Origin of the sequence: Coprococcus sp. AF51-11b1 (assembly GCF_027682785.1) — a bacterium.
GTDB classification, from domain to species: domain Bacteria; phylum Bacillota; class Clostridia; order Lachnospirales; family Lachnospiraceae; genus Allocoprococcus; species Allocoprococcus comes.
On the sequence record NZ_JAQCZB010000001.1, the window covers coordinates 349,336 to 361,492 of the forward strand.

At 45.6% G+C, this 12,157-nt stretch carries 12 protein-coding genes; all 12 read right to left on the reverse strand.

Annotated features, from left to right (window positions below; translation table 11 throughout):
* Positions 1-6 precede the first annotated feature (6 nt).
* Positions 7-1,221 carry a stage III sporulation protein AE gene (locus PGY05_RS01675; protein ID WP_270475219.1) on the reverse strand — a complete coding sequence of 405 codons (1,215 nt, stop codon included), beginning with the start codon at positions 1,219-1,221 and terminating at the stop codon, positions 7-9.
* 15 nt (positions 1,222-1,236) lie between these two features.
* Positions 1,237-1,620 (reverse strand): SpoIIIAC/SpoIIIAD family protein, encoded by a 384-nt coding sequence (locus PGY05_RS01680; RefSeq protein WP_195249970.1) that lies wholly within the window; start codon positions 1,618-1,620, stop codon positions 1,237-1,239.
* A 12-nt stretch (positions 1,621-1,632) separates the two neighbouring features.
* Complete coding sequence (spoIIIAC, locus tag PGY05_RS01685; protein ID WP_008369289.1) at positions 1,633-1,827, reverse strand: stage III sporulation protein AC; 195 nt, start codon at positions 1,825-1,827, stop codon at positions 1,633-1,635.
* A gap of 13 nt (positions 1,828-1,840) precedes the next feature.
* On the reverse strand, positions 1,841-2,359 hold the full coding sequence (locus tag PGY05_RS01690; protein ID WP_117823786.1) for a stage III sporulation protein AB: 519 nt from the start codon (positions 2,357-2,359) through the stop codon (positions 1,841-1,843).
* Positions 2,350-3,267: a stage III sporulation protein AA gene (gene spoIIIAA / locus PGY05_RS01695; protein WP_195249969.1), complete on the reverse strand. Its 918-nt coding sequence runs from the start codon at positions 3,265-3,267 to the stop codon at positions 2,350-2,352. The genes PGY05_RS01690 and spoIIIAA overlap by 10 nt, the downstream gene beginning before the upstream one ends.
* Before the next feature lie 104 nt (positions 3,268-3,371).
* Positions 3,372-5,459, reverse strand: a complete 2,088-nt coding sequence (locus PGY05_RS01700) for a polyribonucleotide nucleotidyltransferase (protein WP_008369294.1) — start codon at positions 5,457-5,459, stop codon at positions 3,372-3,374.
* Between the two features lie 329 nt (positions 5,460-5,788).
* Positions 5,789-6,055 (reverse strand): 30S ribosomal protein S15, encoded by a 267-nt coding sequence (gene rpsO, locus PGY05_RS01705; RefSeq protein WP_008369295.1) that lies wholly within the window; start codon positions 6,053-6,055, stop codon positions 5,789-5,791.
* A 220-nt stretch (positions 6,056-6,275) separates the two neighbouring features.
* Positions 6,276-7,208 (reverse strand): bifunctional riboflavin kinase/FAD synthetase, encoded by a 933-nt coding sequence (locus PGY05_RS01710; protein ID WP_117556509.1) that lies wholly within the window; start codon positions 7,206-7,208, stop codon positions 6,276-6,278.
* A gap of 16 nt (positions 7,209-7,224) precedes the next feature.
* Positions 7,225-8,151, reverse strand: coding sequence for a tRNA pseudouridine(55) synthase TruB (gene truB, locus PGY05_RS01715; protein ID WP_117556507.1), 927 nt, complete (start codon positions 8,149-8,151; stop codon positions 7,225-7,227).
* Complete coding sequence (locus PGY05_RS01720; RefSeq protein WP_270475220.1) at positions 8,148-9,110, reverse strand: DHH family phosphoesterase; 963 nt, start codon at positions 9,108-9,110, stop codon at positions 8,148-8,150. The genes truB and PGY05_RS01720 overlap by 4 nt, the downstream gene beginning before the upstream one ends.
* 1 nt (position 9,111) lies before the next feature.
* Positions 9,112-9,483 carry a 30S ribosome-binding factor RbfA gene (rbfA, locus tag PGY05_RS01725; protein ID WP_008369305.1) on the reverse strand — a complete coding sequence of 124 codons (372 nt, stop codon included), beginning with the start codon at positions 9,481-9,483 and terminating at the stop codon, positions 9,112-9,114.
* 13 nt (positions 9,484-9,496) lie between these two features.
* Positions 9,497-12,130 (reverse strand): translation initiation factor IF-2, encoded by a 2,634-nt coding sequence (gene infB, locus PGY05_RS01730; RefSeq protein WP_270475221.1) that lies wholly within the window; start codon positions 12,128-12,130, stop codon positions 9,497-9,499.
* Positions 12,131-12,157 lie beyond the last annotated feature (27 nt).

Sequence of the window (12,157 nt, forward strand, 5' to 3'; positions counted from 1 at the left end):
TCCCTCCTACGAAGCTGCCGATGCCGCAACTGCAAGTGTCACCAGAAACAGGACCGCCGTCGCAAGCACCGTCTTTAGCAGCATATGATAACCTTCCCCGGTAAAACTGATGGCCTCCACGATCCGTTTATCAGACACCGGCTGGATAAGTGCCGCCGTTCCTTTGTAAAGAAGCGTCAGAATTCCCATATTGATGACCGGGATCATCACAACTCCCGTTACAAGCAGTGCCCCTGCAATTCCAACTCCATTTTTTAAAAGAACCGCACTTCCAAGCACGACTTCGCTTGTCCCGCTGACTACATCACCGATTCCTGGAATTATTCCCACGCCCTTTGTCCAGACACTCCTTTTCACCTGATCTGCCGCCGGACTGATTATCCGCTCGATAAACCCGATCCCCGTCACCAGGGCAAGCAGACTTTTCAGACTCCATCCGATTACAAGTCGCAAAAGTTCCGCTGCCTTAGAAAGAAATTCCTCCTCCGTCAGATTGTTCAAGATTTCCATCAGAAGTGCGATCTGGATCAACGGAACGATCCATTTCAAAATCACAAGTTCCACAAGAAAAATCAGGAAAAGTGCCAGATTATAAAATGCGATCGCAGAAATACTTCCCACTGCGACTGCCATACAGACAAAGTAGACAGGACAGAGTACTCGCATAAAGAGGATCAGATTTTCGAGTCCATGCTGTACCTCTACGGCTGCTGCCTGAAAATTCCGTATGCCGACTGTAATCACAGACAGGTATACCAGAAAAAAGGCGGTCTGTGAGATCTGACAGTTCTGAAACACTTCCGAAAAGTTGGAAAAAACCGCTGCGATCAGCACCAGAAAAATGATAGATGCAAGCACCGGTTTATTGACCTTCAGCACATAGAAAAACTGATCCGTCACAAAGTTTCTGATCTGTCCAGCAGACAGGTTCTCATCCTGCCGGATCACAGACTCAACAAGATCCTGAAAATGCAGTTTTTCTTCCGGGAACAGTTTCCGGATTGCCGTATCCAGATCCTTTACCTCTGTCAGCTCCCAGATTTTCTGCTCTGTTTCCTCCTGCGTTTTTTCCAGATCCGTTTCTGTCATATTATCTTCTGTCCGGCTGTTTTCCGAAGAGGAATCTTCCCCTGCCGCAAATACCTGTACCGGCAGTATCAGTACGAAGATTACAAGTCCGATCATGTATGCTATGCCATATTTCTGAAAATAATGTTTCATTTTTCTTCCCTTTTACTATCCAAGTTCACGGATTGCAAGAAGCAGTGCTTTTAATATCGGCATTCCAATTGCAAGTATACTGAGTCTTGCAAAAACCTCGATCTGCCCGGCGATCGTCTGATAACCGGCATCCTTGCAGATTGCTGCCGCAAATTCCGCCAGATAGGTCACCCCCAGAATTTTCAGCATTGCCGTCAGATATACTGCATCGATCTTTACAAAGCTGCCAACCAGTTCCAGAGTCTCCCGAATCACCGACAGATTCTGGCTCATTCCGAAAAAAAGGAAAATGCTGACCGCAATCCCCAGATAGATCCCATACTCTTTTCTGGTATTTTGAAATTGTAATGCCAGGAAAGTTCCTGCAATACCGATGCAGGCTGCCTTAAGGATACTCATCTTTTCCCTCCTTTACAGAGCAAAGAGCCGTCTGATATCGTCAAACAGATCTGAAATATAAGGAAGGATCCAGAATAAAACCAGGAGCAGTCCTGCAAGGCTTGTGAGAAATGCCTGTTCTTCTCTTCCGCTGTGTTTCAGCACCTGTCCCAGGACAGAAACCAGAATCCCGACTGCCGCAATTTTAAATATCAGATTTACACTCATGTTTCGCTCCTATTTACAGAATCAAAATTGTCAGAAAAAGCCCTGCTGTAACACCCAGCAGATTGCAAAGCCTCCGTTTTTCCTGAATTTCTTTTAAAAGACCGCCTCTTTTTTCTTCCAGAAATTCTGCATACTGCAAGAAAATCTGCGTTTCCTGCTTCTTATCCAGGCTGCCAAGTTGCCTCCCAAGCTCATGCAGACGTACCCTTTCCTCCCTGCCAAGGAGCAGACATTCAAGATCACTTTCGCAGCACCTCTCCCAGATTATTGCAAGACTTCTTGACGGCATCTCCAATTCTTTTGCCAGATGTTCCAACCAGATCCTGTAGTTCTGACTGCATCTTCGGGAAACAGAAGCGCATACCTGGGCGAGTGGTGCATAAGTATACTCCATTTCTCCCGCAAGCTGCCTTATCACTCTTTGCAGCTCTCCGGTATCCGTGATCTGCCTCTGATATTCCATTCCCCTGCTGTATCCATAGCCGGATGTCGCCGCCACAATTCCCAGGCATCCGACCATTTTCAGATACATAGTTTTTCTCCCCGTTCGTTATAAATCCCTTCAATTTCTCCTACATGTTTCCCGGATTTCATCACAACATATCTGGCAAAGCATCTTTCCTTTACCAGATTGCTGACCAGTGGCTTTTCACGGATCTCATCCATACCGGAACCATGCACCGTCGTCAGCATGGTTGCCCCACAGTGCATGGCGTACTCAATCGCCTCTACATCCTTCGCTGTCCCGATCTCATCTGCCGCGATCACCTCCGGCGCCATGGACCGCACCAGCATCATCATTCCTTCTGCTTTCGGGCAGTTGTCCAGAATATCCGTCCGCATCCCAAGCTGGTTCTGTGGCACGCCACGGTAGCATCCTCCAATCTCTGAACGTTCATCCACCACACCCACATTTCTTCCTTCCACCCAGCGGTTCCCATCCGAAATCTGCCGCACCAGATCCCGCAAAAGTGTAGTCTTTCCTCCACCTGGTGGGGAAATGATCATGGTATGGCAAAGTCTTCCTTTTTCAAGGATCACAGGAAACAGCTTATTCGCACAACCTGTAATCTCATGGCAGATTCGGATATTGATCGATGTAATATACTGAAAATTCCGGATCTGTTCCTTTTCCGAAATAATTTTCCCGGAAATTCCGACCCGATGCCCTCCTTCAATCGTCAGAAACCCCTGGCGCAGTTCATTTTCATAGGCATACAGGGAATAATTGGATACATATTCCATCGTTTCACGCAGTTCTTCTTTTGTCACCCGATGGGTAAAAAGTTCTTCCTTTCCCTCTTTTTTCACTACAAGCGGCTGCTCTTCCCGAAGCCGGATCTCCTGGATCTTCTCAAAATCCAGTCCATGATTCAACAGAATCCCTCGGATTTTCTCCGGAAGCACCGCCAGAATTTGATCTTTCTTCTCTCTTCTCATCTTGTCCACCTCTCTTTAAAGAATGTATATGGAAGGCAGGAGAAAAATAGAACTAAAAAAGGACTCTACCGATACTGGTAAAGTCCTTCTGATTTTATAAAACTTTATTCTGCAACATCTTTGATGCTGAAGCTCAAACGTCCCATCTTGTCTTTTCCAAGGCAAACCACTTTGACGTGATCTCCGATAGAAAGAACATCTTCTACATGGTCGATTCTCTGCTTAGCGATTTTGGAAATGTGTACCATTCCTTCTTTGCCCGGTGCAAATTCGATGAATGCGCCGAATTCTTTGATGCTTACAACATCACCTTCAAGAACCATTCCTGCCTCGAAGTCTGTTACGATGGTAGCGATCATCTTTCTTGCCTGTTCCATGCTGTCTGCATCTACGCCACAGATAGATACGCTTCCTTCATCTGTGATATCAATCTTAACGCCTGTCTTTTCGATGATTGCGTTGATGGTCTTTCCTCTCTGACCTACAACTTCACCGATCTTAGCCGGATCAATATTCATCTGAATGATCTTCGGTGCATACTTGCCAACCTGTGCTCTTGGCTCAGCGATTGTCTTAGCCATAACTTCATCCAGAATGTAAACTCTTGCTTTTCTTGTACGTGCAATTGCTTCTTCGATGATCGGTCTTGTCAGTCCGTGGATCTTAATATCCATCTGGATCGCTGTGATACCTTTATGTGTACCTGCTACCTTGAAGTCCATATCTCCGAAGAAATCTTCCAGTCCCTGGATATCTGTAAGTACCAGATAATCATCGTCAGTAGCACCTGTTACCAGACCACATGAGATACCTGCAACTGCAGATTTGATTGGTACACCGGCTGCCATAAGTGACATAGAAGATGCACATACACTTGCCTGAGAAGTAGAACCGTTAGATTCAAATGTCTCAGATACGGTACGGATCGCATACGGGAATTCTTCCTCTGACGGAAGTACCGGTACCAGTGCTCTCTCAGCAAGGGCTCCATGTCCGATCTCACGACGTCCCGGTCCTCTGGAAGGTCTTGTCTCACCTACAGAGTATGACGGGAAGTTATAGTGATGCATATATCTCTTGGATGTCTCAGATTCATCCAGTCCGTCTACCTTCTGTGCTTCTGAAAGCGGAGCCAGTGTGGTGATGGTACAGATCTGTGTCTGTCCACGTGTAAACATAGCAGAACCATGTACTCTCGGGATCAGGTCAATTTCTGCGGCAAGTGGACGGATTTCTTCGATTGCACGACCGTCCGGACGCTTGTGGTCTTTGAGGATCATCTTGCGGACAACCTTCTTCTGGTACTGATATACAGCTTCACCAAGTTTGGCAAGCCATTCTTCGTTATCAGCAAAAGCTTCTTCCAGCTTTTCTGTGATCTTACGGATATTTTCTTCTCTTGTCTGCTTGTCATCTGTGAATACTGCAACTTCCATCTCTTCCGGTGTTACGATCTTCTGAATCGCTTCAAAAAGTTCTTCCGGTACTGCAAAGCTTACATAATCATGTTTTGGTTTTCCACATTCTGCAACGATCTGGTCGATGAATGCGATGACTTTCTGATTCACTTCATGCGCCGCGAAGATGGCTTCGAGCATCTTAGCTTCCGGTACTTCATTTGCTCCGGCTTCAATCATGATTACCTTTTCTCTTGTAGATGCAACAGTCAGTGCAAGGTCGGACTTTTCTTTCTGCTCTGCGGTTGGATTGAATACCAGTTCTCCGTCAACAAGTCCTACCTGGGTAGAAGCTGTCGGACCATCGAACGGGATATCAGAAATAGCAGTTGCAATCGCTGATCCAAGCATAGCGGTAAGCTCCGGTGAGCAGTCCTGTTCAACAGAGAGAACCAGGTTCTCCAACGTTACATCATTTCTGTAATCCTTCGGGAAAAGCGGTCTCATCGGACGGTCGATCACACGGCAGGTAAGAACAGCATTTTCTGATGCTTTTCCTTCTCTCTTGTTAAATCCTCCCGGGATCTTTCCTACTGCATAAAGCTTCTCATTGTATTCAACGCTGAGCGGGAAGAAGTCAATTCCTTCTCTTGGTTTGTCGGATGCAGTTGCTGTTGAAAGCACAACTGTATCACCATAATGCATAAGTACTGCGCCGTTCGCCTGTTTGGCAACTCTTCCAACATCTACGCGGAGTGTACGGCCTGCCAGTTCCATTTCAAACTTTTTGTACATAAATGTTCTCCTTTTTTATCTGTTTATCTGACGGGTAAAATCTCCGAAACTACTGAAAAATACACTTCTCAAAATATACTTTTCAGTGGTCTCGGACGCAATCTCTACCCACAATCTTTTGTATTATATCATATCCTTACATCTCTTGCAAGATTCTATATAACTAACTTTAAAATGTGGCAAAACACGGTTATTGGTCACTCCCTTGCCAATCACTATGCTGATTGGCATGGATGATGCATGTTGTACCGGTTCGGCTCATTGTTTGCGTAAACAAACAGGGAGCGAAGACATCCAGCTGATGCCTTTCGCTCCCTGTAAAATACGTCTTACTTTCTTAAACCTAATCTTTCGATCAGTGAACGATATCTTTCAATGTCATTCTTCTTAAGGTATGCAAGAAGTCCTCTTCTCTGTCCAACCATCTTAAGAAGTCCTCTTCTTGAGTGGTGATCCTTCGGATTAGCTTTGAAGTGATCTGTAAGATCATTGATTCTTGCTGTAAGAAGAGCTACCTGTACTTCCGGAGATCCTGTATCTCCTTCTGTTCTTCCGTATTCTTTGATAATCTGTTCTTTCATTTCTTTTGTGATCATTTGTCACTACCTCCTAAATATACTGTTAATTGCCTGATATTAAGCAGTGGTTGGAGATTCCATCTGCCGAACATCGGTTTTTCATACTTGCCTAGTGTACCATATGCCCCGAATCCTGTCAAGAAGGATTTTATCTTTCCCGCATCTGGCAGGTTTTCATATTCCTGTTCACAGGCTGCCTGTAAATAACCGCATTTCCGGAGCTTTTTCACCGGCTCTGTTATTTCTTATGATGATAACGGAAAAATTCTTTTGCGTAAGCAATATCCTGATCGATCTGAGCCTTCATCATTTCTATCGATTCAAACTTCTGCTCCGGTCTCTTAAAATGATAAAGCTGGATCTCTACCTCTTTTCCGTAGGCATCACCACTGTAATCCAGCAGATTGCTCTCGATCAGCATCCGGTTCTCATCGGATACCGTTGGCTTAAACCCGACATTACCGATTCCGTTGTACCAGATCCCATCAATCCTCACACTATCCAGATAAACTCCGTTCGGTGGAAGAAGTTTATCCCTTGACGGATGTACATTAAGTGTCGGAAATCCCAGTTTTCTGCCCAGCTGCCTGCCATGCTCTACTTTTCCCCGTACAGTATATGCATACCCCAGCATATCATTCACAGCTTCCATATTTCCCTTCCGAAGCTCTTCCCTGACATAGCTGCTGCTGATCTCCCGTTTTCCGTACATCTCTTTTTCAATCACAAAAAGTTCATATCCATACACATCGGCATATTCTGCAAGCATTTTTGCATCACCACGCTTGTCATGCCCAAAGTGGAAATCCGTTCCGATCACAATATACCGGGCATGAATTTTCTCAATCAGGATCTTCCGGATGAAATCCTCTGCCGACATACTTGTGACATCTTCGGAAAACGGGCATTCCAGCAGTACATCTACTTTCTCGTCCAGAAGACATCTGCGCTCCTCATTGGACATGATCCCTTCTCTTGATTTTCCAAGCTTTTCATAAAGCGGATTCATATCAAATGCAAACACAACAGAACGAACGCCTTTTTTCGCCTTCAGCTGACATACTTTTTTGATCAGCTTCTGATGTCCTCTGTGAACTCCATCAAATTTGCCGAGTGTGATTGCTGCCTCTCTGGAATCCTGATAGGCTTCCAGCCCTCTGATATAGTCCATGTTCTTTCCTCTTTAATTACTTTTTTTCATTTCCATCAAAAAACATTTTTACAATCTTGAAGAGATCGTCTTTCCTGCAGTAACAGTAAATCGCAATAAACTGATGCGATTCATCGTACACGCGGACTCTCTCATCGTTCTCATACTCCTTTAATGCTGTTTCCTGTGAAATATCTCTTTTTCTGAAACTATTCCCGTTCCGTACTGCCGCGGCCGTTTTCGGTGGCAGTACGACCTGTGCATACGTTGGAAACATTTCATCTATCGCGATGATCTTCTCCTCCAGAATCCCTTCTTTCTGAAGCTGTGCAATTTCACCGAGCCGGATACTGTCTTCAAGTCCAAACCGCTCTACACGTGTTCTCAAAAGCTCTTTCATGCATCCGCCACAGCCAAGCTTCTGACCGATATCATGACACAGTGTACGGATATACGTTCCCTTTGAACAGGTCACTTCCAGTTTTACCTCCGGAAGATTGATCTCCAGGATCCGGATCTCATGAATCGTGATTCTTCGTGCTTTCCGCTCTACTTCTTGGCCCTCTCTGGCAAGCTCATAAAGCTTTTTCCCGTTAACTTTGAGTGCCGAATACATCGGCGGAATCTGATCGTATTCTCCCTCAAAGCTGCGGATCACATTTTCTACTTTTTCATTGGTCAGATCTTCTGTGCTATGTTTTTCCAGAACCTGACCGGAAGTATCCTGTGTATCCGTCACCTGACCGAGAAGAAGAACCGCCTGATAGGTTTTATCTTTATCTGTCAGCAGGTCACAAAGCTTTGTTGCTTTCCCAAAGCAGACCGGAAGTACTCCTTCGGCATCCGGATCAAGGGTTCCGGTATGCCCGATCTTTTTCTGCTTTACGATCCCGCGCAGCTTTGCAACCACATCATGGGACGTATAGCCTTTTTCTTTATATACATTCAGTACGCCATGTATCATTCCGCTTCGCTCCCACTGTTAAACTGAAGTTCCAGTCTTCTTGCCAGATTGTTGATGATATCATGTGGTGTGGCAGTCATGGAGAATCCGGCTGCCCTTGCGTGTCCGCCGCCGCCAAAATAGCTTGCAACTACACTTACATCTATCTTTTCATTGGATCGCAGACTTACCTTAAAAGTTCCATGTTCAAGCTCATACATAAAAATTGCAACATCGATACCTTTTGTGAGTTTCAGCTGGCTTACGATTCCATCCAGATGTTTCGCTTTTACCTGGTAGAAATCCATCTCTTCTTTTGTAACGTAAGATACAATACATCTTCCGTCCATAAAAAGAAAGCTTTCCAACAATGCACGCCCCAGAACCTGGTTCTGTGCATAGGTCTTTTCATCAAAAGTCTCTGTAATTATTTTTGTAAAATCGATCCCTTTTTCCATCAGTGCTGCTGCTGCGCGCATGGTCGACGGATGGGTACAGGAATAACGGAACACACCGGTATCATGCACCATTCCTGTGTAAAGGCACTCGGCAGTCTCCACAGACATCTTCCCATAATCCAGCAGATCGTAGATCAGCTCACTTGTCGAGCTTGCATCTGGCATGATATAGTTCTGGTCTGCAAAACTCTGGTTGCTCACATGATGATCTACACAGAATCTTACTGCCGCTTTTTTGAAAAGGACTGCCGAAAATCCAAGTCTTCCCATATCCCCACAATCCAGTGCGATAAACAGATCATAGGTTTTTTCTTCCGTCACTTCATGCCGGATCTTATCTGTATTTTTCATGAACTTCAGTGTATTCGGAAGCTCTTCCAGATAAACATCGATCTCTTTTTCAGGAAAATTCTCTCTGACATAGTTATACAATCCCATGCAGGAACCAGCACAGTCCCCATCCGGGCGGACATGTCCGCCAAGTGCGATCGTCCCGGCTTTTGAAATTGCATCTAATAACATACTAATCATCCTCTTCCCGTAAATCTCTTGTTACATCATCAATTTTCTTTGACATCCGGACACCATATTCAATGGACTGATCCAGTACGAACTTGATCTCCGGTGTGTTACGCATATTCAGTGTATGAGCAAGTTCGCGGCGGATATAGCCTTCTGCGCTCTGTAATCCCTTCAGGGTATCAGCCTGGGCTTTTTCATCGCCCAGGACACTGATATATGCTTTGCAGGTTTTAAGATCCGGAGCAACCTCTACCGCTACAACCGAAGTCATCGGTGCAACACGCGGATCCTTGATCCCTCCACGCAGAATAGTACTAAGTTCACGCTGTACCTCTGCGTTTACTCTTGTATTCTTAATGCTGTTTTTTCTCATTTTCTACCCTTCTTTATCTAGGAACTTCCACCATCTTGAATGCTTCTACCTGGTCTCCTTCTTTGACATCGTTGAAACGTTCAAATACGAAACCACATTCATATCCGGCTTTAACTTCCTTCACATCATCTTTGAAACGCTTTAATGAAGCAAGCTTTCCATCATAGATCACAACGCCGTCACGAACGATTCTTGCCTGGCAGTCACGTTCAAATGTACCGTCAAGGACATAAGATCCTGCAATTGTTCCGACTCCGGAAGCCTTGAATGTCTGACGTACTTCGGCATGGCCAAGTACCTTTTCTTCAAATACAGGCTCAAGCATACCCTTCATGGCTGCTTCAACGTCTTCGATCGCATTGTAGATGACACGGTACAGTCTCACATCAACACCTTCACGTTCTGCCGTTTCCTTTGCAGTTGCGTCCGGACGTACATTGAATCCGATAATGATCGCATTGGATGCTGCTGCAAGCGTAACGTCAGATTCATTGATCGCACCAACACCACCATGGATGATCTTAACAACGACTTCTTCATTGGAAAGTTTGACAAGGCTCTGCTTGATCGCTTCTACAGATCCCTGTACGTCTGCTTTTACAACGATTCCAAGTTCTTTTAAGTTGCCTTCCTGGATCTGGTTGAACAGATCATCCAGAGACATCTTGGACTTGGTTTCTTCCAGTTTCTTGATCTTGTTCTGACTGATGAATGTCTCTGCAAAGCTTCTTGCATCTTTATCATTCTTGCAGCCAACAAATACTTCACCTGCATTCGGCACATCATTAAGACCGAGGATCTCAACCGGCATAGAAGGACCTGCTTCTTTTACACGGCGTCCCTGGTCATCCATCATGGCACGTACTTTACCATATGCAGAACCTGCTGCGATCGGATCTCCGACACGGAGTGTACCCTTCTGTACAAGAACGGTTGCAACCGGTCCTTTTCCTTTGTCAAGCTCAGCCTCAATTACAAGACCTCTTGCGCGGCGGTTCGGATTTGCTTTCAGTTCCATCACTTCTGCGGTAAGAAGAACCATTTCCAGAAGCTCTTTGATTCCTTCTCCTGTATGAGCAGATACCGGTACACAGATGGTGCTTCCGCCCCAGTCTTCCGGAATCAGTTCATATTCGGTCAGTTCCTGTTTTACACGGTCGATATTGGCACTTGGCTTGTCGATCTTGTTGATCGCAACTACGATCTCGATCCCTGCTGCCTTTGCATGGTTGATCGCTTCTACAGTCTGCGGCATGACACCGTCATCTGCTGCAACAACCAGGATTGCAATATCGGTAGAATTTGCACCACGCATACGCATTGCGGTAAATGCTTCATGTCCCGGTGTATCGAGGAAGGTGATTTTCTCACCGTTGATTTCCACAACTGAAGCACCGATATGCTGTGTGATTCCACCTGCTTCTCCTGCGATGACATGAGTATCACGGATCTTGTCAAGAAGAGAGGTTTTACCGTGGTCAACGTGTCCCATAACGCAGACTACCGGCGGACGTTTCTTCATTTTCTTTTCGTCTTCTTCGTCTTCTTTCAGAAGTTCTTCGATCACATCGACTACTTCTTCTTTTTCACAGAGCACATCGAATTCCAGAGCGATTTCTTCAGCTGTCTCGTAATCAATTTCCTGGTTGACTGTTACAATCTTGCCCTGCATGAAGAGTTTCTTAACGATTACGGATGGCTGGATCTTCATTGCATCTGCAAGTTCCTGGATTGTAAGTACTTCCGGAATTGTGATTTGCTTGATCTGCTCCTCCACAACCTCTTTCTTCGGCTGTGGTTTTACCATTTTCGGCTGAGCGTTATTGTTTTTGCCCTTTTTGCCTTTCTGCAGTCTGTCTTCGTTCTCTTCATTTCTGTTATATTCTTTCTTCTTGTGCGCATCTTTTGGTTTGTTGCGGCTTGGTTTCTGTTCTGCGATTGCAGGTGCCGGAATAGACGGGCTAGATTTTCTTCTGTCGTCACGGCGTCCGCCATCACGCATCTCTCTTCCGTCTCTGTTATCACGGTTATCTCGATTATCTCTTCTGTCTCCGCGGTTCTGGAATCCGCCATCTCTTCTTCCATCACCCGGGCGTCCCTGTCTCTGATCCTGACCGTTTCTTGGTCCGTTTGGATTTCTGCGCTGTCTGTTATCACGGTTTTCTCCCTGCGGACGATCCTGTCTGTTTCCGTTCTGCGGACGTCCCTGGCCATTTCCATTACCCTGCGGGCGTTCCTGTCTGTTTCCGTTCTGCGGACGTCCCTGGCCATTTCCATTACCCTGCGGGCGTCCCTGGCTGTTACCATTCTGTGGACGTTCCTGTCTGTTTCCATTGCCCTGTGAGCGTCCCTGTCCATTTCCATTGCCTTGCGGGCGCTGTCCGTTTCGACTGCCCTGCGGGCGTCCCTGACCATTACGGCCTCTTCCGCCGCCCTGTGAGTTCTGCGGTCTGAAAACCTGAACGATATTTTTCTTCTTCGGGGTATCTTCAGAAGATTTTTCACTTTTTACTGCATCAATCTGTTCATCTGAAAGTGTACTCATATGACTTGCCACCTCAATTCCTTTATCTTTTAATATAGAGAGTATTTCTTTGTTTGTCTTATTCATCTGTTCTGCCAGTTCATATACTCTTAATTTTGCCATAAATCTACCTCCTGTATACAGTTCCTA

Bases quoted from the DNA above. Each gene is read 5' to 3' on its own strand.
- PGY05_RS01720 (WP_270475220.1), bottom strand. From the start codon at position 9,110: ATGTTATTAGATGCAATTTCAAAAGCCGGGACGATCGCACTTGGCGGA.
- spoIIIAC (WP_008369289.1), bottom strand. From the start codon at position 1,827: ATGAGTGTAAATCTGATATTTAAAATTGCGGCAGTCGGGATTCTGGTT.
- PGY05_RS01690 (WP_117823786.1), bottom strand. From the start codon at position 2,359: ATGTATCTGAAAATGGTCGGATGCCTGGGAATTGTGGCGGCGACATCC.
- spoIIIAA (WP_195249969.1), bottom strand. From the start codon at position 3,267: ATGAGAAGAGAGAAGAAAGATCAAATTCTGGCGGTGCTTCCGGAGAAA.
- rbfA (WP_008369305.1), bottom strand. From the start codon at position 9,483: ATGAGAAAAAACAGCATTAAGAATACAAGAGTAAACGCAGAGGTACAG.
- PGY05_RS01700 (WP_008369294.1), bottom strand. From the start codon at position 5,459: ATGTACAAAAAGTTTGAAATGGAACTGGCAGGCCGTACACTCCGCGTA.
- truB (WP_117556507.1), bottom strand. From the start codon at position 8,151: ATGATACATGGCGTACTGAATGTATATAAAGAAAAAGGCTATACGTCC.
- rpsO (WP_008369295.1), bottom strand. From the start codon at position 6,055: ATGATCACAAAAGAAATGAAAGAACAGATTATCAAAGAATACGGAAGA.
- PGY05_RS01675 (WP_270475219.1), bottom strand. From the start codon at position 1,221: ATGAAACATTATTTTCAGAAATATGGCATAGCATACATGATCGGACTT.
- infB (WP_270475221.1), bottom strand. From the start codon at position 12,130: ATGGCAAAATTAAGAGTATATGAACTGGCAGAACAGATGAATAAGACA.
- PGY05_RS01710 (WP_117556509.1), bottom strand. From the start codon at position 7,208: ATGGACTATATCAGAGGGCTGGAAGCCTATCAGGATTCCAGAGAGGCA.
- PGY05_RS01680 (WP_195249970.1), bottom strand. From the start codon at position 1,620: ATGAGTATCCTTAAGGCAGCCTGCATCGGTATTGCAGGAACTTTCCTG.